The organism is Bradyrhizobium cajani (genome assembly GCF_009759665.1).
Taxonomy (GTDB): Bacteria; Pseudomonadota; Alphaproteobacteria; order Rhizobiales; family Xanthobacteraceae; genus Bradyrhizobium; species Bradyrhizobium cajani.
Genome location: NZ_WQNE01000024.1, coordinates 74,743 through 96,041, shown reverse-complemented (window position 1 = coordinate 96,041; position 21,299 = coordinate 74,743). Strand labels below are relative to the sequence as shown.

12 protein-coding genes and 5 pseudogenes are annotated in these 21,299 nt (G+C 58.9%); all 17 read right to left on the bottom strand.

The window, feature by feature from the left end:
• Nucleotides 1-146: 146 nt before the first annotated feature.
• Complete coding sequence (locus GPL20_RS40325; protein ID WP_373568256.1) at nt 147-389, bottom strand: hypothetical protein; 243 nt, start codon at nt 387-389, stop codon at nt 147-149.
• A 50-nt stretch (nt 390-439) separates the two neighbouring features.
• Nucleotides 440-1,138, bottom strand: a pseudogene (locus tag GPL20_RS39660) (3-methyl-2-oxobutanoate hydroxymethyltransferase); the annotation flags it as partial.
• Between the two features lie 423 nt (nt 1,139-1,561).
• Nucleotides 1,562-3,445: an ABC transporter ATP-binding protein gene (locus GPL20_RS25700; protein WP_157332862.1), complete on the bottom strand. Its 1,884-nt coding sequence runs from the start codon at nt 3,443-3,445 to the stop codon at nt 1,562-1,564.
• Between the two features lies 1 nt (nt 3,446).
• Entirely contained in the window at nt 3,447-4,307 is an 861-nt protein-coding gene (locus GPL20_RS25695; protein ID WP_157332859.1) for an ABC transporter permease, read from the bottom strand.
• The gene (locus tag GPL20_RS25690; RefSeq protein ID WP_157332857.1) at nt 4,304-5,260 is read right to left on the bottom strand and encodes an ABC transporter permease; all 957 of its coding nucleotides are present in this window, start codon (nt 5,258-5,260) and stop codon (nt 4,304-4,306) included. The genes GPL20_RS25695 and GPL20_RS25690 overlap by 4 nt, the downstream gene beginning before the upstream one ends.
• Nucleotides 5,261-5,306: 46 nt before the next feature.
• Entirely contained in the window at nt 5,307-6,911 is a 1,605-nt protein-coding gene (locus GPL20_RS25685; protein ID WP_157332855.1) for an ABC transporter substrate-binding protein, read from the bottom strand.
• A gap of 721 nt (nt 6,912-7,632) precedes the next feature.
• Nucleotides 7,633-10,137, bottom strand: a complete 2,505-nt coding sequence (locus GPL20_RS25680; protein WP_254125806.1) for a CoA transferase — start codon at nt 10,135-10,137, stop codon at nt 7,633-7,635.
• Between the two features lie 295 nt (nt 10,138-10,432).
• Nucleotides 10,433-11,206: an SDR family oxidoreductase gene (locus GPL20_RS25675; protein ID WP_246250937.1), complete on the bottom strand. Its 774-nt coding sequence runs from the start codon at nt 11,204-11,206 to the stop codon at nt 10,433-10,435.
• A gap of 450 nt (nt 11,207-11,656) precedes the next feature.
• Nucleotides 11,657-12,673 (bottom strand): NAD(P)H-quinone oxidoreductase, encoded by a 1,017-nt coding sequence (locus tag GPL20_RS25670; RefSeq protein ID WP_157332853.1) that lies wholly within the window; start codon nt 12,671-12,673, stop codon nt 11,657-11,659.
• Between the two features lie 647 nt (nt 12,674-13,320).
• Complete coding sequence (locus GPL20_RS25665; RefSeq protein WP_157332852.1) at nt 13,321-14,646, bottom strand: IS5 family transposase; 1,326 nt, start codon at nt 14,644-14,646, stop codon at nt 13,321-13,323.
• 530 nt (nt 14,647-15,176) lie between these two features.
• Nucleotides 15,177-15,503, bottom strand: a pseudogene (locus GPL20_RS25660) (transposase); the annotation flags it as partial.
• Nucleotides 15,461-15,619, bottom strand: coding sequence for a hypothetical protein (locus GPL20_RS25655; protein WP_246250974.1), 159 nt, complete (start codon nt 15,617-15,619; stop codon nt 15,461-15,463). The gene GPL20_RS25655 and the pseudogene GPL20_RS25660, both read right to left, overlap by 43 nt.
• A 503-nt stretch (nt 15,620-16,122) precedes the next feature.
• Nucleotides 16,123-16,960, bottom strand: a pseudogene (gene panC / locus GPL20_RS25650) (pantoate--beta-alanine ligase); the annotation flags it as partial.
• Nucleotides 16,961-16,973: 13 nt separating this feature from the next.
• Nucleotides 16,974-17,845 (bottom strand): annotated as a pseudogene (panB, locus tag GPL20_RS25645) (3-methyl-2-oxobutanoate hydroxymethyltransferase).
• Between the two features lie 405 nt (nt 17,846-18,250).
• Nucleotides 18,251-19,507 carry an adenosylmethionine--8-amino-7-oxononanoate transaminase gene (locus GPL20_RS25640; protein ID WP_157332849.1) on the bottom strand — a complete coding sequence of 419 codons (1,257 nt, stop codon included), beginning with the start codon at nt 19,505-19,507 and terminating at the stop codon, nt 18,251-18,253.
• Nucleotides 19,504-20,139, bottom strand: a complete 636-nt coding sequence (bioD, locus tag GPL20_RS25635) for a dethiobiotin synthase (RefSeq protein ID WP_157332848.1) — start codon at nt 20,137-20,139, stop codon at nt 19,504-19,506. The genes GPL20_RS25640 and bioD overlap by 4 nt, the downstream gene beginning before the upstream one ends.
• Nucleotides 20,136-21,142: pseudogene (locus tag GPL20_RS25630) on the bottom strand (8-amino-7-oxononanoate synthase). Before GPL20_RS25630 ends, bioD begins: the two are co-directional and overlap by 4 nt.
• Nucleotides 21,143-21,299 lie beyond the last annotated feature (157 nt).

Sequence of the window (21,299 nt, the reverse complement as noted above, 5' to 3'; positions counted from 1 at the left end):
TTTACCTTCAGCTTGTCTTGCGCGCGAGCAAAGTGCGGAAAGTCAAAGAAAACCTTCAAAGCGGACACCTGGCTGCCGGACGCGTACGGAGCGTCTCCAATTCTTCAGAAGGAGTTGATTATTTAGGGGTTGATGCTCAAGCCGCATCACTCTTGGAAAATGCGATCCGCCTCAAGTGCAGGCTGGATCGCTCCGTCAGAGACAATCTCCGGAAACCGAGCAGACAAGGACTCTTCAGTACTTCGCCGATCTACGGACATCGGAAGTATCGCATCAGAACCGATTGTGGATTGCCGCAGCGGTCGAACGACGGCCCGCCTGCGCAAAGGTGCATCCGGTGCGAAGACGATTGCAACCCCGGCGTTACGACATACCTTTTGGTCGCGCAAGAAGTTCCGCGGATAGACGTTGAGATCCCCATTTGCTCCGAATTGAGTTGGTGGGCACGAGCAAATTTCGTGCGATAGGCTTCCAGCACGCCTGAGACGTTATGGAATACAAGGACCTGACCGGAGCAATTGGGCTCTGCTCCGATCCCGATAGTCGGTATCCTCAGAGATTCGGTTGCGCGTCTGTCGAGCTCGGCAGGAGTGCCTTCAAGGAGCAACGCGAAGCAGCCGGCTTCGTGCAGGCGGTGCGCATCCTCGAGCAGACGTAAGGCAGTCACGGCTCTCCGGTCAATCCGCCCATGATATTGAGCTCTGGGGGGTACAAAGCGACCTATGGGAATCTCGCAATCCACCAAACGCACCATCTCAACCCGCTTGGCACCGCCTTCCAGTTTTACGCGTCGGCGCCGCGTTGCAAGAAGCCACTGGCGTTGCGTATCGCCGCCTTGGACTGAGTTGAAAGCTAAACAAGGGCATCTCGGCGACCAGCAAGGAGCGAGGTTTCGTGCGCGCGACTGCCTCCAAGTAATAGTTCATCATCGCCACACTGACTGGCAGCGTATTGTCTAATCGAGGCAGACGTTGCCAACACTATCTCCAAGCAGGAGGATATCGACGATTGGGGCGGCGATGCGCGCCATCACTGCGTCGTAAGCTGTCGTCATTGCGACAGGTCTTCTCTCCTTTTCCCACCGATTCAGCGTTGGAATTGTGATCCGCTCAAAATCTCGCTCAGAAATGTAGATCATCTTGCGATTGTTGGTCCTTCAGCTCTCCCGCACATTCGGGAAGCGCCTCCCAGGAAAAAAGGGAGGAAGCTGTCAATAGGAGAGGAACTACATCGCAGACGATCCTGCGCGTACCAACAATAGTAGACCGAGCGAGATGTGCACCGCGTCTTGCGGTCTCGCCAGCAGCACCCATCTGTCGGTGTGCGGTCGTCCATCAGCTCCTGTTCAGTTGCGCGGAAGTTAATACCCAAAACAAACTGTCCGCCTGGCGAGTCCGAACTGGCCACTTTCCGCTTCAAGCCGCCCAAACCGGCCCCGCTTTCCTCAAACCCTGAGGTCATCGCCGCTTCCAAGCATGTCGCGCAGACAACTAGGCGGCCGTAGGTCACTTGGTGCACTCTTGCATCGCGTCCGAGAAATGGCGATCGGTGCCAAAGCAAACTATCCAGCGACCGTCTTCGCTGTTCCGGTCCCGACGCGTCTTTCCTCGTCTTTTTGAATGGCCACCGCAGGCAATTGGACGAGCTCTTGCTCCGTGCGTTGGCACCGGATGTGTGCCCCCTTCGTGAGGCGCCGCAGCGGCGGCGGCTCGACATCGCAGCGGCCCGGAATGCGCACTGAACAGCGGTTGAAGAAGCTACAGGCTTCCCCGCGGCTTGGCAGGGCGACGCCGGCCGAGGCTTCCTTCAGCACCGACTCGCTGATACCATCCAGCCAGCCCTCGCGCAGTTCCGGCACCGACGCGATCAGCAGCTCCGAATAAGGATGCAGGGGACGCTGATGCAGGGCGCTGCGGCTGCCGTGCTCCACCATCTGTCCGGCATAGAGGATCATCACCTCGTCGCAAACGGCTTTAACTGTCGAGAGGTCATGGCTGATGAAAAGGTAGGCAACGCCGATCTCGCGCTGCAGCTCGGCGAGAAGGTCCAGGATCGCAGCGCCGACTACGGTGTCCAGCGCTGAGGTCACCTCGTCGCACAGTATCAGCGAAGGGTCTGCCGCGAGCGCCCTTGCTAGGTTGACGCGCTGCTTCTGTCCGCCCGAGAGCTCGCTCGGATACCGCTCCGCCATGGTCGCCGGCAGCCGCACCATGTCAAGGAGTTCGGCGACGCGGCGGCGCCGCTTGTCGCCGCCAAGTCCGTGGTAGAATTCGAGCGGCCGGCCGAGAATGCGGCCGATCGAGCGCGCCGGGTTGAGCGCGGTATCAGCCATTTGGAAGACGATTTGGATGCGCCGCAGTTGGTCGCGCGTGCGCTGAGCGGCGCTGCGCGGCAGCCTCTCCCCGTTGAGCAGCACCTCCCCCCGCGCAGCCGGCAGCAGCCCAGCGATGACGCGGGCAAGCGTGCTTTTGCCGCTGCCGGATTCGCCGATGACGCCAAGGGTCGTACCCGGCTTGATGGTGAGGCTCACATCACGCAGCACGGTCAATGCTGGGGAACCTTCACCGTCCAGCGCGCCGTAACCGGCGTCAACGCTTCTCACCTCGAGCACCGGCTGTGCGGACGTTTCCCGCAGCGCCTCATCCGTCGCCGCGCGCACCCGCGGCTCGGCAGCGGCGAGTAGGCTCTTGGTGTAATCGTTCTTCGGCTCTTTGAGGATGCGGCCGGTCTCATCGACCTCGCGGATTGCGCCGTCACGCAAGACGATGATACGATCGGCCATCTGCGCGACAACAGCAAGATCGTGCGAAACATAGATTGCGGTCGTGCCGCGTTCCTTGATTGCCTTCTTGAAGACGCGAAGTACCTCGATTTGCGTTGTGACATCGAGTGCCGTCGTCGGCTCGTCGAAGATAACCAGCTTCGGGTTGGTAACGAGCGCCATTGCTGCAAGCAGCCGCTGCAGCTGACCGCCGGAAAGTTGGTGCGGATAGCGGTCACCGATATGCTCAGGGTTAGGAAGCACCAACTCGCGGAAGAGCGAGATCGCCCTAGCTTCGGCATCGGCAAGTGGCATGACGCGGTGGATCTCCGAACTCTCGATTACCTGCTTCAGGAGTGCACGCGCCGGGTTGAACGAGGCCGCCGCGCTCTGCGGAACATAGGCGACATCCCGCCCGCGTAAGGAGGCTAGCTCGCGCGAGCTCATCTCAAGCAGGTCACGACCACCGAAAGCGATCCGGCCACCGGCAATCTTTGCGCCCGAGCGGGCATAGCCCATCAGCGACAGCGCAATAGTGGTCTTTCCGGAGCCCGATTCACCGATCAGCGCGACGACCTCGCCGGGCTGAACCTCGAAATTCACATCCTTGACGATTATGTTGGTGCGCCCGCACTCGTCTTGGGCCGTGACTCGCAGGTTTTCGACTTTGATGACGGGCGCCATGTCAGTGCTCCCCGGTCGAGGACCAGCGCCCCGGCAAGTTGTCGATCAGTAGGCTGACGCCGATGGTCAGGGTCGCGATTGCAGCCGCCGGCATGACGACGGCCGGGGCGCCGCCTGCAAGTCCATCAATATTTTCGCGCACGAGCGAGCCCCAGTCAGCGTTCGGCGGCTGCACGCCGAGACCAAGGAACGAGAGGCTCGACAGCAGCAGTACGGCGAAGACGAAGCGCAGACCGAAATCAGTCAGCACCGGCCCGGCAATATTCGGCAGGATCTCTTCGCGGATAAGGTAGTGAGTGCCCTCCCCCCGCGCGCGCGCGACCTCAACAAAGTCGAGCTCGTTCACGTTGACCGCGAGCGCGCGCCAGATGCGGAAGGCACCAGGAGTGTAGATAACCGCGGCGGTGCTGATCAGCACCGGAATTGAGGAGCCGAGGGCGGCGATAACGACGAGCGCAGACATCTTGCTAGGGATCGAGATAAGCGCGTCGAAGAAGCGGCTCAGCGCCATGTCGATCGCGCCGCGTGAGACGGCCGCCAACATGCCGAGCGTACCGCCCATCAGGATGGCAAGGAATGTCGCCGCGCCCGCGGCGCCGATCGAGTAGCGCGCCCCAACGAGGATACGACTCAGCACATCTCTCCCGAGATAATCACTGCCGAGCGGCAGCGACCACCGCATGTGCCCGAACAGGTCATCGTCGACCAGCGCGCCGACCTCATGCGGGGCGATGTAAGGCCCGATGATCGCGATCAGAATCCAAAAGCCGATGATCCCGGCTCCGACCATGCCGGCGACCGGCAGGCGCAGGCGACGCGGAGGGGACGTGTCGATAACCGTGATCGTTTGATCATTTTTCATCGGTGACGAAGCCTTGGATTCGAGAGGATACCGCTGATGTCAGCGAGCATAACGAGAAAGAGATAAGTCGCGCAGAAGATCATCACGCAGGCTTGGACGAGCGGCATGTCGCGAGTCGAGACCGCATCGACCAACAGTCGTGCCAACCCCGGATAGTTGAAGATGACCTCGACAATGATTGCACCGCCGAGAAGGAAAGACAGGTTCAGAGCGACGATATTGGCGATTGGACCGATCGCATTCGGCAAGGCGTGGGTCAGCACAACGCGGATCGGGCTGGCGCCCTTCAACACCGCCATCTCGACATAGGACGAGCGCAGCGTGTCGATCACTGCCGCGCGCGTCATGCGCATCATCTGCGCGATCATCACGCATGTTAGCGTTAGCACCGGCAGCGCGAACAATCGAAAGAACTGATCAAGCGAGACCTTCCCCGCTGCATAGGACAGGGCTGGAAACCAGCGTAGATTCACCGCGAAGACAATCACGAGCAGGGTTGCGATCATGAATTCCGGAACTGAGATGATGGACATGGTGACGAAGCTAACTGCACGGTCGAAACGGCTGCCACGCCAGACCGCGGAGAGGATGCCGAGCATCAGCGCAATCGGTACGCATATGACCGCCGTCACGAAAGCGAGCATCAGCGAGTTCGGCAAGCGGCTCGCGATCAGCGTCGCGACCGGCAAACCGTTGACGAGCGACCGGCCTGGGTCGCCAGACAGCAAGCTGCCAAGCCAGAGAAAGTAGCGGATATAGGCAGGCTGATCGAGGTGCAGAGCGTGTCGTAAGCCGGCGACTGCCTCCGGTGTGGCGTTCTGCCCAAGCACCGCCTGAGCGACGTCTCCGGGCAGGATCTCCGTGCCGACGAACACCGCCAGCGAGACGAAAAGGAGCGTCAGGATCGCAATCACGATCCTGCCCGCGATGAGACGGACCACGGCCGTATTCATGGTCTCCTCCCCAAAACGCACCACTTAGGGGCGGTTGTGGCAACGCTCATTGGTCCAGCCAAATACTATCGGCGAAATTATACCCCATCATGCCGCCGATCGGTATTGGGCTCAAACCCTTCAGATTGCTCACGTGCGCGTCTAGAATAGTGACGAACGCTGGGATGCATACGCCGGAGCCCCGGTGCACGAGGCGCTGCATTTCGCCGTACATCTCGCGACGTCTGTCGGTATCGGTTTCGGCGCGGGCCTCGAGAAGCAGCTGGTCGAAACGCTCGTTGCGCCAGCCGCTCTCATTGAATGGCGAATCCGACTTGAAGCCAAGCGAGAACAGGACATCTGCGCTTGGTTTCGGATTAATGCGGCCGAAGCCAAGCGGATGTTTCATCCAGTGGTTCGACCAATAGCCGTCGGCCGGAACGCGCTGAAGGTTGAAGTTGAGGCCGATCCGCGCGGCGGCCTGCTGTAGGAACTGCGCGACCTCCTCTGAGCCTCCGGCTGCCGGGGAGACGACGATCGGCAATGTCTGGTTCGCAAAGCCAGAGCGCTGCAGGTGGAAACGCGCCTTCTCAAGGTCAAACGGGCGTTGGGGCAGGCTTGGATCGTAGAAGCGGTTAGTCGGATCGATCGGCTGGTCGTTTGCGATGACGGCATAATTGCGATAGACTGCACGGCGGATCTGCTCACGGTCCAAGAGGTGCTTGACCGCCAGCACGAAGTCAGGATTCGAGCCGGGTTCTTGATCGAGACGAATACCGAAGCTGAGGTAGCCTCCACCCCTGGTTTCGAATAGGGCAAGATTCGGAGCCGAAGCGATGCGCTGCGCTGTGCGCGCGCCCACCGCGCCAATAAAATGAACGTCTCCCGAGAGCAGCGCATTGACGCGCGCCGACTCGTCCGGGATGCCAAAAAGCTCGATCTCGTCGAGATAAGGCTTGCCTCGCTTGAAGTACTCGTCGTTACGCAAGGCGATGGAGCGGCCGCCTGGCTGAAATTCCTGGCACTTGTAGGGGCCGGTGCCATTTGCCGAGCGGAAGTCGGTTGTGCCAGCCTTGATGATCGAGAAATTCGACATACCGAGGACGGCGGGTAAGTCGGCGTTGGGCCCGGAAAGCCGGACGCGCACCTCGCGCGGCCCTGTGGCGCTGATCTCTTGCATCGGCTCGGCGAGGCTGCGCCCGAGAGAGCCGACGGCCGGATCTTTATGGCGCTGCAGAGAGTATACAACGTCAGCAGCAGTCAACGAGGAGCCGTCGTGGAAACGCACATCTTGGCGCAACTTGATGTGCCATATCGTTGCTCGATCGCTCGGCGTAATTTCTTCGGCGAGCTCAAGCTGGGGCGTCAGGGTGCTATCGAATCGCACCAGCCCATTGTAGAACATCGTGTGACGCGCACTATCGTTTGGAGTGTTAGGCTTTGCTGGGTCGAGCGTGTCTGCGGTGGAGCTCTGGTTTGTGGCTACCTTGATCCTGCCGCCCCGGCGCGGTGTTTGTGCGTAGGCGGTATCGGCCGACATCGTAACGGCCCCGGCGGCGGCAGTTGACATGCCAGCCGCCATCAGCATGCTGATAACTTCGCGGCGCGATGCGCCGCGTCGGAAATGCTCGTCGAGTCCGGGCGCATTAGTACGGACATCCACCTTTTTCATTCGTTCCCTCCCCTATCTGGTATGCTCTGTCGCGTGTGGCACCGTCGCCGTCCGCGGCTTGCCGTTGCTGTTCAGCAACTACTTGAGCTCCTCATTGTGCATCCGAAAGGATAACAACGGGAGGCACACGTATTTCCGCGGAAATGGGGGAGGAAGCGCCGTCGATTTACAAAACAACGGCTTCGAACGCCGCTTTCGTTCATCGGCAAGGAAATAAGGAATTCCGTCCGCTTTCGTCACACAACGGCTCCGCTGCTGGTTTTCCTTGAAATGATGACACGGAGGGTAGTAGTCGGCTCTAGTTTTCCACAGCCCACCGGTCGCGGTAGCCCCCGAACAGTCCGCTGTCAGGCCGGTAATCCGCCTTGCCCTGGCCATTGCGAAGTCACCTTCACGGGATCATCGGGAACACAGACGCCTCCCGAACGATGCGGACGAGCTGATCTTCGGCGTCTTAGGCCCAGGAGGCGTTTTGTGGCCGATTGTAAAGCTCGGCGGGCGTGGTACCTGTTTCGTTAGCACGTCGTTAAACAATTTAGACAATGCAATGCGGGCCGACATGGTCAGCGCCTCGACTTGCTCATGCGTCACATAGACAATCGCGACGCAGAGATTTTGGCGAGTATGCTTGATCTTGGCTTGCATCTGCTCGCGTGGCCGCTTGCCCCTCCATCAGCGCGAGCTTGGGATCAATACGGGGCCAAAGCGAGTAGCAGGTGCCTTAGCTAGGCAAATACTCTTTGCTCCAGCTTTCTCCTATGGCGCCCATGCTTAGCAACGCGTCAATGTCAGCTTCTGCGTACCGCAACTGCCGCAAAATTTCCCGGGTCGAGGCACCATATTTTTCCGCTGGGGGAAGCGTACAGATTGTTCCATGAGTCGTGCGGATTGCGCAAGGATCAACCTGCGTAACGATATGCCCGCTGGGGTGATTTCGGAATGTTGAGAAGGAATAGCTGCCCTGTCTAAGCCCCGGAACATCGTCGCCAGGCCTCGAATTTGCTGACCGTGTTGCAGCGACACTCTCACAGATTGCAGCACCAATATCGACTGCGCTGAGCCTGCGGAACCATTCCTCTGCGGATCCTCTCCGAAAAGCGGCCTCAAGGAACGCAGATCGCTCCTCTTTTGGTACATTGGCGAGGTCTCGAAGCCCTTCAACACCAGCGAATCGAGGGAGATCGCTTTCGAGAGCATTGAGCAAGAGGCTCCGGTCGGAGGCCGTCTCATATAGACGGATTAGCGCGCCGTAACCCTTAGCATTCAAACCAGATGGCTCATCGAACGGTGCGCGCCCTGCATAGTCATAGCAAAATGGGATCTGCAAGAGACCGGAGAGTGCGGAGAGCGAAGTCCTGGCCCGGCCCGTCCGGCCGGTCTTGGCCTTTTGATAAAGCGCAACAGCAACACCTAGCGCCGCAGCAAAGCCGCCCATGACGTCGAGTGTACCGACGTGCGCGTATTCCTCGGTCGTCTCCGGGTCGCCTCCGGACCTCAACATGATTCCGGTGGTTGCCTGGATTGTGTTTTCGTAGCCGAGATAGTCGCTGCGTGGGCCGTGACGAACGCCACCAAAGGAATCAAGCTGGCAGAAAATTGCGTCCGCATTGAGCGACTTCAGGCCGTCCAGATTGAGGCCCATACGTTTAACCTGGCGATCGGTTGCATTCCAAATCACGACATCAACGGACTTCACCAGCTTGGCGAAGATCTCCCGGCCACCCGAAGAGGCAATATCTATCAAAGCTGAGCGCTTGCCGCGCATATGCGTCAATCCGTAAATGACTGTGCACAATGGATCGTAAAGCGGCGTCACCGGGTCGATCTTAATAATCTCAGCGCCGAAACGAGCGAGATAGAATGCCGAATGCGGGCCAGCTATCACATTGCACAGGTCCAGAATCCGCACGCCGTCGAGCCATCCGGCGGACGACTTTGCCGGCCGCCACGACCGGCTAGGCAAAGCCGAGAGCGCGGCAACCGCTTGGTCGAAGGAGACCCATTTACGCCCCGCCGGGTTGAGCATCGCTTCCCCGCTTTCCTGCAGCCACACTACAGGTCCGGGCTGAGTCATCGGACCATACACTGGATCGTCGACCTCAATCATCAGCCCCCCGCATTCAGCGTGATCATCGCTGATCCATTCCTGTAACCAACGCTGAGGGGCACCGGGTATGCCTGCTTTCCCGAAAATGCGCTCCCATTCCTTTGCGGTCCGGGTCATGAATATGGTCGTCATCCGGTCGGCTATTTTGTTGACCCATGCATTCGGCAACGATGCCAGCGAGACGCTGGACTGCCAATCGCGAATAGGCAGATAGATATCTTCTTCGTCCGCAAGCCCCTCTGCGACAAGGTTATTGTAGAGCCCCAGAACTTGCAAACAACGCCGGGCATGACGCTTGTGGCTCGTGGAACAGAATAGATAGAACCAGCGCCCATCCTTGCATTTGTAATTGCGACTAAATGGAGAAAGCAACTGCTGCGAGGAGCCATAAGAGAGATCCATGGGCAAGCCCGCTTCACTCCGTCGCTCTATCTCGCGCTCGCGTGCGGATTTGTAGCGGAGCGGAAGGTTGTTAATGGCGATAGAGTTGTACGCGAGGCCCTCCATAACAGCAGATGCAAGAGGTACCTCGATTTGATCGCCGGACCCGGTGCGCTCCCGCGCTTGGAGCGCCAAGACAACGGCCGACACGGCCAGCATAGTGCCATAGGCGGATGCCAAGGGTAGTGGCGAGAATGATGGATTGAGGCCCATCAGCACGCGGCTTAGCCCCATATCCGCAAAAACGCCGGAAGAAGCCTCGATCACCGCTTCGAACGCGCGCCACTCGCGACGCAATTCGTCATTAGATGCAAAGCCGGGAATTGATACCGTGATCAGGTCCGGCCGCACCTCGCGTAGGGCTGCGAAGTCGACCCCGAGACGGCGCAGCACACCTGGACGGAAGTTCTCAATTACGATGTCAGCTTCACTAATAAGAGTCTGCGCTTGCAGTAAGCCCGTATCGGTTTTCAAATCGATTGATACGATCAGCTTGTTTCGATTAAGGGTCGCATTCGCCGGACTGTCCCATAGAGGCCCAGACGGCGGGTCGACATGCACGACGGTGGCCCCAAGATCTGCGAGGATCATCGCCACTGCCGGCCCGGCAATGTACTGGCCGAGATCGACAACCTTGACGCCGAAGAGAGGAAGGGGCGCGCATTGCGTTGCTATCACTTTATAGTCCTCCGGGCGACCGTTTGTGCAGTTTACAAGCTGTGTCGCAAACAGATGATGGTAGGGGTGTCCGAGACGTGAGTTTGGCTAGTTTAGCGCTGTGTGCATTGGCACTGCCTCGGCAAAGAAGTCGCCGGCACGAGGCGCGCGCTGCAAAGCGCACTATTCCTAGCACACGCTTAGGTATTGCCTCTCGGCGTCTCTCGCCTCGTGTGTCTCATGAGTTGCGCTCGTTTTGTTTCTCATCGTGAATGGGCAACGGTGATAGCACTCTCGGGTATATCGCTCATTTTGGTCAGCCGACACTTGCACCAAGATCGATGGTGACGCACTCCCCATTGACTCCGGAAGCAGAGGGACTCGCAAGAAAACCAATGACCGCAGCGACCTCATTAACCTCGATGAACCGGTCACCCGGTTGCCACGCTCGAAACTGCGCGATGACCTGGTCGGCGCTTAAGCCCCGGCTTGCCGCCTGAGCCTCGACTTGACCGCGCATTAATCCGGTATCCATCCAGCCCGGCGCGACTGCATTCACGGTAAGGCCATGCGCAGCTCCTTCCAAAGCTGCAACGCGGACGAGACCAAGAACGCCATGCTTTGCAGCAGTGTATGCAGCCTTTTTGGGCGTCGCGCTAAAACTGGAGACCGATGCCGTGACAATGACCCTGCCACCCCGCGAGCTTGTCAAAGCTGGCCATGCAGCCTTTAGCGCGTAAAAAGGTGCATCCAGCATCACAGATCTGAGACGCTCCCATTCGGCGTCTGGAAACTGAGCGAGCGGCGCGAGAAACTGACATCCAGCGTTCAAAACGAGGATGTCGAGTCGCCCTGCGGTTGCAAGTACATGCGCGACCATATCCCGGTTCCCACTCGGAGTGGAAAGATCGACGTGGAACAAGTCCTCACCAGAGACATCAACGCCGTGCACGTTAGCCCCGCGTTGGCGCAGTTCGGCTACAATGGCTTTTCCAAGTCCGCCTGCCGCCCCGGTTACGAGCGCAACTCTCCCCTTAAGTGACCATCCGCGTGCTCGGGATTGCTGTTCGTAGTTCATGAAGTCGGCCATCTGTCCTTTCTTTTCACAGTGTCCAACAGGCGGTGACTTCGATCGATAGCAGCCTCGTGAGCTGTCCTTTCGAGGCAGCGTCCTATCTGGCGGATTGCTTAAGAAATTTGCCGCTTCACTAAGGACCTGAGGAAGGGCAGTTTCTTTCTGGCTCGATATCCTGCCTTCCTCATCGTGCGTTTGAAGTTCATACGAGACGGATGCTCCTACCTCAAAGGCCAATCCCATATACCATGAAAGCTGAAGCGGTTATTACCGACATGAAGCCTTTTCGTTCAGGCTTGTTCGCGCACAGGGTGGACGCTCGCGTTTTTCGATAATTTCACCCTGCTTTGAGTGCTAGATAATCATAGACTATGGCAATATCGCTTCCAGCACGGGGCGCAGTGACCGTCGATTGCTCTTGCTTGATGATCAATTTGCACCGTACAGGAAGACGCCGCTTTCCCGCTAAATAGTGAGCACAATCTTTCCGATGTGCTCACTTGATTCCATCAGAGCATGTGCGCTGGACGCTTCATTGAGTGGAAACGTTTTATGGATTAGCGGCTTCACTCTGCCGTCGGCTATTAGGGGCCAGACTTGTGCAAGTAATGCGGTGGCGATCTTAGCCTTCTGCTCCGGCGTGCGTGGCCGCAAGGTGGAGCCGGTAACGAAGAGCCGTTTGCGCATGACTAGGTTAAGGTCAAACTCGACTTTACCGCCTTGCTCAGTATTAATCTGTACCAATCTTCCTTCAGTGTTAAGCACCGCCAAATTGCGCGAGACGTAAGGGCCGCCCACCATGTCGAGCACCACATCGGCGCCGCCCGCCGTCTGCTTCACCACCTCGACGAAATCCTCGTTTCGGTAATTTATGGCGCGCTCGGCGCCGAGCGCGGCGCACGCTTTGCACTTCTCGTCGCTGCCGGCGGTGACGAATGCCCGCGCGCCAAAGGCACGCGCGAGTTGGATCGCAGTCGTGCCAATGCCGCTTGAGCCGCCGTGGATCAGCGCGACTTCACCCGCTTTTAGACGGCCACGATCGAAGACATTAGTCCAGACAGTGAAGAATGTTTCCGGAAGCGCGGCCGCTTCGACTAAGGTCAGTCGCCCGGGAATTGGCAGACACTGCACACCGGGGGTGCAGACGTATTCGGCATAGCCGCCGCCGGCCAGCAGCGCGGTGACTCTATCGCCAACCTTCCAAGGAGCGCGACCAAGCAGGGTGGAGTTTAGACCCGCAGGCCCCACGGCAACAATCTCTCCCGCGACTTCGAGGCCAGGCAGGTCAGACGAGCCAGGCGGAGCCGAATAGCCGCCTTGGCGCTGCCAACAATCGGGACGATTGATGCCCGCCGCAACGACCCGGATCAGGACCTCGCCCCGTTGCGGCTTTGGCACGGGACGGTTAGTCGGGACCAACACCTCGGGGCCACCAGGGCGACTGATCTCAATCGCGGTCATAATATCGGGGAGCGTTGTCATGACGACCTATTGAGCGGCAGAACTAGTCAGGCGTTGAACCGGCCTATACCTTCCATGGGAACGACGAAGAAAAATTGCAAGATTGGCGGCAGAGGCGCCCATATCCGCCGAATGCGCGCTGATGCCGCAGGCTTTCATCGTGGAGTAGGGAAGAGGATTGCTCCTCCGATGGTATTCGACCGTTCCCAGACAGCTCAACCGGTACGCAATGCCGCGATTACAGAGCGGAGGAGGCGGTTCGCGATGTAGAGTTCGTACAGGATTCTGCTCCCGAGCTTCTCGAGCTCAAGTAGCATATGATTGCCGACTCCAGCCCGGCAACCGTGATCTGTTCCTCAATATCGGATTTCCCTCGCTGCGGCCGGCAAAGGCGAAGCAGCCTGGCGCGTGTACTTGTTGGTCAGCCCTCAATTCCGTCTACCTGTTGCCGCTGATAGAAGTGCGTGGAGGGTGCTGCCCGGACCCGCGCTGCTGGAGCGAGCGGCGAAAGTCCGCCGATCGCCGGTCATGCACCCGCTCATGATGCGCAAAAAATCGGGCTTCATCGTGAACCGGCTACAGAAGGCGCGGTGGCGCGAGGCGTTGGCCGATGCGCGCTCATCTGCCGACCATTTAGTCCCCCGTGAAGAACGCGGCCGAATGGCGTTTCAAGCGATCTTTTGAGCCGGGGCAAGCGCCAGGATGATGGCACGTAAGAGTCCTGCGAGCCATCGCAGCAGCAGTCCGAAGTTGTATCCGGCTGCGGCGAGAACAGCGTTGATGCGGTCACCAGCGCGGCCTTTGAGATAGTTGCGGTCCATGCGGTGCTCGGCCTTGACGTGGCCGATGACAGGCTCGACAGCCGCGCGACGTTTCATCTCGCGCCGGATGGCAGCCGTAACGCGGCGGACCTGACCCGAGATCCAGACCCTGAACCGATGCGGGTGGTTGTGGCCGCGGTACCCTTTGTCGACGTGGATGCGGCGGGCCTCCACGCCGGTGAGCTTCTCCATATCGGTGATCACAGGGCCGAGCGTGTGCCCGTCGAAGGGATTGCCATGCAGCGCCTTGGCATGGAACACGAACTGCCCGCCCTTCGGAGGCGTCACAGGGGTGGCAATACTGACCTTGCACCCGAACTCGTAAGGCGCGCGGGCTTTCCCCTTGCCGATGCACTCGACCTCAGGGGCATGTAACGCATAGACCTTCGGACCGCGCTGATGCTGATCCTGGCTGCGCACCTGCTGCGCTAAACCGAGCAGCGGGCCGAACCGCGCTTCCAGCACCGAATCGCCATCAATCTTGCGGCGGATGTCGCGGATGATCCGGCCAAGCCGTGTCCGCAGAAACTTGAGCTGGCGCCGGGCGCGTTTGAACTGGTGGGCGTGGGTATAGCGGCCGACCATGATGGCGGCGCGCTTGGCCAGGCGCAGATAGCTCTGGCGCAGCGGCACACGGTTGCGCTTGGCGAGCCCGACGAGCTTGATGATGGCCCGATGCATCAGCCGTGCATCGGTCGGATGCGCAACGGCCTTGGGCTGCACTGTGGTATCGACCACCACCCGCTCCAGGTCCTTGGCGCCGATCGCGCCAGTCTTGTGCGCCACCGACAGACTTTCCTGGATTAGCGCGACGAGTTGCTCCTCCCCGAGCCGATGACGCCAGCGTGTCATCGACGATCGATCGAACGGCAGCCGGTGGCAGAAGCTCAATTCGCCGCAGAAGTATTGGTAGTAGGGATTCTCGATCCAGCGGGCGCACAGCACCTCATCCGACAGGTTGTGCATGTGCTTCAGAATGAACAGGCCGGCGACAAGCCGCGTCGGCAGGCCAGGCTGCCCCGACCCCGCCTGGCACACCGAACCAAAGCGCTCATCCAGAAACTTCCAGTCGATCAGCGCCGCCAACCGAACCAGCGGATGACCCATGTCGATGATCTGATCCAGCGCCGGAAGCAGCAGGTCTTTCTGACGATCATCCCGCGGTTTGCTCATCGCATTCCCCAATGTCGACGACGCCGTCAGGGAATCACGAATCGCTCAAGAGCAAAATCCCAAAACGCAAGAAAGCCAGGTACAACACCCAGCTTTCCTGCAAAATCGAATACTTTACCGAGACAAATTCTGTCTATCTTTCAGGTGGATCTGCATTCTTCACGGTGGACCATTTAGGATGTCGATGACGCGGCAAGTCTTTCCTTCGGTCTGAGCCGTCCGGGCCGGAGACTGATTCACGGTTCTCGCATCACTGTGCCCGAGAAGAATACGAGCACTGTTATGCACGGATTGGGTCGTTCCAAGAAGGCGTTGTGAAAAAGCAACAAAGTTCCGGAACTCACGACGCCTTTCTGAAGAAGCTGGCCATCCAATCGGCGAGCAGGCGGAAAGCAATGACCATTGCCGAGCCTCAACAAAATGCATCCGCAAAGTGATCTACACCACCAATGCGGTCGAGGCGTTGCATCGCAGTCTTGCGCAAGATCATCACGACCCGCGGTTGCTTCCCGATCGACGAAGCAGCAATTCCAGATCTCCTGCAACGCGCGCTTGGCTTTCGGCTGCTGGCTCTTTCGGTAGCTTGGCGAGCACGTTTGCAGTCTTGTGCAGCCAGCAGCGTTGCTCGCGCGTTTTCGGCCAGACCTCGCCGGCGGCTTTCCAGAAGCCGAGTGCGACATCGGCGATGACGAGCCGCGGCGGCACGTCGAGCCCGCGCCGCTTCAGATCGAGCAGCAGATCCAGTCGTGCGCGCTCTCGCGGGCACCATCGGTGAAGCCGACCAGTTCCTTGCGGTCTTCCGGTTTCGTACCGATCAGCACGAGGATGCACTGCTTTTCGCCCTTGCACCGCGCTCGCGCAGCTCGGCCACGATCGCTTTCCCAAGCCCTCCGGCCGCTCCAGTCACCAGCGCGACCCGGCCATCGAGAGAGTAGCCACACTTCTTCCATTGCTGTTCATTCAGCTCGGCCATCCGTTCGCCCTCTCCACACGACGCAGTACTATTGTGCGCGTCCTTCTGATGAGATCGTAAGGGGCTGCCGATGTACAAAAACTCACAATCCGGCCAAGAGTTAGGGAAATTCTGCAAAACGAGGTGGACTTTTCAGGTTAGGCGCAGAGGCATCGGCCGCTAGCCTGAAATCTGCGGCGGGGCGCTGAGAATGCACGATGTCGCATGAGCCGACGACTCCTCAAGAGCGAGGGCGTCGCCGATAACGAGGAAGATTTTGCCTCCTAGGGTCGCATCGTTTCGTCCCGCCCAACAGCCAATCGCTCCGCCGCTGTTCACATCGGCTTCCGTAGACAGCCAGCGATCCGTCGAATGGCTGGGCCACTTAACGCTTGCCCGGTCACGCCGTGGCTTTGCGTAGGGTCTGCTAGATGGACGCAGGCATCAAGCAGGGAGAGGCCGACCACATCCTTCCCTAGGCAACTTCGGTCGTTCGGGTGTGCGACATGATAGGCAGGCAACTGCAGTATCACATTATCAATCAGCCGTGTTGAACCAACGTACGCTGCAGCAAACAGCGCCGCTGGGCGCCGCAGAGGGCTCTCGGCGCCCTTGAGTGTATCGGCGTCGACCAGCTCAAGGTACTGCAGTCGATCAACGGTTTCAAAATGCCTCTTTGCGATCGCAATCAGCTTCCCGACATCGCGCCCTCCCGAGCGAAACTCATCCCCTGCAGCGAACAGACCGCGGCTGATAGCAAGGGCTCGCCCGCGTTCTTCCGCAGAGAGATACTTATTGCGGCTGCTCATCGCGAGTCCGTCAGGGTCTCGAACAGTTGGGATAGTGACAATCTCGATTGGAAGATTGAGATCAGCTGTCATGCGGCGCACGACAGCGCACTGCTGAAAATCCTTTTGGCCGAAAAGGGCGACGTCCGGCTGTACCATATTGAACAGCTTGCAGACCACAGTCGCAACGCCGCCAAAGTGCCCAGGCCTGAAAGCTCCGCACAACTGGTTCGCAAGCTCGCCCGGCTCGATAAAGGTCTCAAATCGAGATGGATGATAGACCTCTCGTGCATCCGGTGCGAAGACGATTGAAACCCCAGCGTTACGGCATAGCTTTTCGTCGCGCAAGAAGTCCCGCGGATAGGCGTTGAGATCCTCATTCGCTCCGAATTGAGTTGGATTGACGAATATGCTTACGACTGTGAGATCGCTCCGCGCCCGGCTCGCCTCAACTAGCGCCGAGTGACCATCGTGCAGGGTAACCCATCGTCGGCACGAAACCGATACGTTTACCGGCCTTGCGGGCGTTTGCCAGAACGTGACGCAGATCAACGACCGTACTAAGTGTTTGAATCTTGAGCTTGACCTCAGATTGAATCGGAAGGCACCCAGTTTGCTATCGCGTCGCGCAGTCCATCTGGAAGCAGGTAGGACTCCTGTGGTGCCGGAAATCCACTGCTGCGGACATCCGCCGCCCAGCACGCTAGCGCCTCCCGCAGCAGCTGGAAACCATTTGCATAGGCACGAACAAATTTCGGATGATGACCTTCGATCAGACCAAGAACGTCATGGAGTACGAGCACCTGACCGGAGCAATTGGGGCCCGCCCCGATACCGATAGTCGGTATCGTCAGAGATTCAGTCGCTCGTGCAGCGAGCTCCGCCGGAATGCCTTCAAGGACCAACGCGAAGCGGCCGGCTTCCTGTAGGCGGTGCGCGTCCTCGAGCAGACGTAAGGCATCATCGGTTTTCCGGCCCTGCACCTTGAATCCGCCTATGACATTGACGCTTTGCGGGGTGAGGCCAAGATAGCCCATCACGGGAATCTCGCAATCCACCAAGGCACGCACCATCTCAGCACGCTTGGCACCGCCTTCCAGCTTTACGGCGTCGGCGCCGCGCTTCAAGAAGCCTCCGGCGTTCCGTATCGTCTCCGCGGGACTGAGATGAAAGCTAAGGAAGGGCATGTCAGCGACGAGGAGAGCATGCGGCTTTGTGCGCGCAACCGCCGCCAAGTGATGATTCATCATGGCCATGCTGACCGGCAGCGTGTTTTCGAACCAAGGCAGACGTTTCCAACACTATCGCCGGTAAGAATGACATCCACAATTGCATCCGCAATGCGCGCTGAAACCGCGTCATAAGCGGTCGTCATTACGACGCGGCGCCCCTCCTCTTTCCATTGCTGCAGAACTCGGATGGTGACGCGTTCACAGGGCCGGTCTACGCTGTGGCTCATGCTTTGTTTCCTGTAGTTTGTACTTGGCCGACAGAAAACTGTCGACCGCGTGGAGGTGAAGACTCTTTCCTTCCCAAAACCAGAGAATGGACGCAAAGCAACACCGGTGAACGCGCAACTTTCAGGCAGGAACGTCTCAGCCGTTATTTTGTCGGCGGAGCCTCTTCCGCTCGTATTGGCGCACAACAGCTGATAGCGGCGACCACTTGGCGCGCTGAACAGCAGAGAAGAAGCGACCCGTCTGCTTGGTAGCGGCAGCAGGCCGGCTGGTTCTTGAACCCGGCCATGATCAAAGAGCCTTCGGCCGTACAAACCGACCACAATCGTCCGCGCTGTTGTAAGAACTCCTCACGAAAGTGATTAGACATGCGTGGTCTTTCCGCAATAAGTTCTTGCGCGCTCAAGTCATGTCACCGCATCAGCGGCAGCGCGAATGGCGCCATAAATTTCATCAAGATCCGCCGCCGCGACGCAATAAGGCGGCATCACATAGATCGTGTTGCCGAGCGGACGCAGCAAAAGATTCCGGTCCCTAAAGAAGGCCTGAAGCTTCGGACCTATGCTCGCAAGATAGCCACCATCGCTCGCTTTCAGATCGAGCGCAGTGATGGTCCCGGTGCGACGAACGTTTTCAAAGCGCGCATCGGCCCGAAATGGCTCGATTGCGTGCTCTTGCATTGCTGCAACCGTCGTCACGCGCTTGCAAGATTCCTGATCCTGCCAGAGATCCAGGTTGGCTTTTGCGGCGGCGCAGGCTAGCGGATTCGCCGTGTATGAACTCGAATGGAAGAACGTCCGCACACGGTCTTTCGAATAATGTGCCTCGAAGATTTCCGCGCGACAGAGTGTCACCGCCAATGGAAGCGCGCCTCCGGTGAGACGCTTCGAATAGCAGGCGATATCAGGTGTGATGTCGGCCTGCTCGCAGGCGAATAGTGTTCCGGTGCGGCCCCAACCCGTCATGACCTCATCAGCAATGAACAGGACGCCAAAGCTCTCGCAGATCCGCTTCATCTCTCTGAGTACCCAGGCTGGGTATATCAGCATTCCACCTGCCCCCAGTATCAGAGGCTCCACAACTAAAACCGCCGGAAATTCGTCTTGAAATGCGGCGTAGAGCGCATTCAGCGTCTCTCGCTCGCGACCTTTCGCAGGGAACGGGATGGAGATGACATCAAACAAAAGGGGACGGTACGCAGCGTTGAATACGCCGCGGGCACCGACCGACATCGCCCCAATCGTGTCGCCGTGATAAGAATGTTGCAGAACGACAATGCTCGTTCGCCGCTCGCCGATATTGCGCCAATAGCCGAGCGCCATTTTGAGGGCAACTTCGACGCTTGTCGAACCACTGTCGGAAAAGAAGACATGGTCGAGGCCGCGGGGGCCGACCTTCAAAAGCATCTCCGCCACCTCCTCAGCGGGATCGTGTGTGTAACCGGCAAAAATGATCTGGTTAAGCTTGCCTGCCTGTTCCTGAATCGCGCTCACAATTTGGGGATGGCAATGGCCATGTGTCACGACCCACCAAGAGGAGATTGCGTCTATGATGCGGCGGCCATCCGCGGTGTAAAGATAAGCACCGTCACCACTTGTTATTTCGCCCTGGAGGGCATGCTGGGTGAACGGGTGCCAAATCGGAAACTTCTTCTTTGGCATCATGAATCCAAGAAATCATCGCCGATGAACGATTCCTTGAACGCCGCCCGGAGAGTGTCTGCCGTGAGAGGACAAATCCAGGGTAATCGTCCCAGCCAACGGACTCGCCCGATCTCGCAAACTGCGCTCTCCGTAGCAGAGTTCCTTTCGCCAATGAATGCTATACCAAGAATGCGGATTTGACGCTTTCGGAGAGCCTCGATGGAAAGCAGCGAGTGATTGATGGTCCCAAGGGCCGTCCTCGTACAAAGCACGACCGGAAGCTGCCATCGCTCAAAAATATCAATAATAAGCGTGCCGCCACTGACTGGCACCATCAGCCCGCCGGCGCCCTCAATCACGAGCGGCCGCGCTCCGGTGTTCGGCACGCGCAGCGAGCCCGCGTCGATGCGAACGCCATCGATTTCCGCGGAATGATGCGGCGAGGCTGGCGTTCGGAGTCGGTAAAGCTCTGGAACGATGCGATCGGGCGATAGACCGCTCAATCGGGCGACGGATTCCGAATCGGTTTGTCCCTCAAGACCGGCCTGAATTGGCTTCCAATAGCTGGCGCCAAGGAGGTCGGCGAGGCCGGCGGAAAATACGGTCTTTCCGATCCCGGTATCCGTGCCTGTCACCACGATCCGCCGGCTCATCGAGACATGCCCCTCGTCTCTTCAAGGAGCGCATCCAGCATTGCACGCACGTCATCCTCCTCTACATTGAGTGTCAATGAAATCCGCAAGCGAGCCGTTCCCGCCGGCACGGTTGGTGGCCGGATTCCACGGATATCGAAGCCGCGACTTTGCAGTGCTGCGGCGAGCTGCATCGCATTGGCATTATCGCCAACGATGTAGGGGATGATCTGCGATTCCGAAGTACTCCACTCGCCGCGCTGACGGATCTCGCGATGAGTGAACGCGACCAGCTCGCACAGGCGCTGCTGACGCTCCGGCTCTTCCTGCAGGATCAAGAGTGCCTCCCGCACGGCAACAGCCATCAAGGGTGATGCGCAGTGGCAAAAATAAAGGGGCGGCAGCGATTGATCATGAAATCACGCAACACAACTGAGGCTGTGACAAGCGCACCAGCAGCACCCAGCGCCTTGCCACAGGTATGAACAGTCAGGAGGTTCTCGCGCCCCTCATAAGCCGCGGTGAGCCCTCGCCCCTGCTCACCATAAACACCAGTGGCATGCGCCTCGTCCACCATCAGAAATGCGTCATGACGGTCCGCGATTGCGACCAAGTCGTCCAGGGGCGCGAAATCCCCATCCATGCTGTACAGGCTCTCGGCCACGATCCAGATGCGGCCCGTTCCGCCCTTCGATCGCCAGTCTCGAATCGTGTCTACGACGGACTCGGGATCGTTATGATTGCTTATCCGAAAATCTGCCCGGCCAGCGCGCGCACCTTCATGAATGCTCGCGTGCACGAGAGAATCGAGAACGAGCAGATCACCCCGTTGCGGTAGCGTTGTCAGGACAGAGAAATTCGCCATATACCCACCGCCGAAGAAGAGCGCCGTCTCGGCCCTAAAAAACTGAGCCGCCTCCGCTTCGAGAGTTTCGTGTTCTGCACAATTGCCGCGCAGAAGCCGTGATCCGCCAGCTCCGATGGTTGTGCCGGCCTCCAGCGCAGCAGAAACGGCCTTTCTCATGCGCGGCGCATTAGCAAGCGCCAGATAATCGTTCGATACGAAATCGATGCCCGCATGCTGCTTCAGGCCGCGCAGCCGGCCATCTTCGTTCAGGGCATACAAGGATGAGGCATACTCGGCAAGCATTGCTGCATGGATCGAATTCATTCTTTTACCC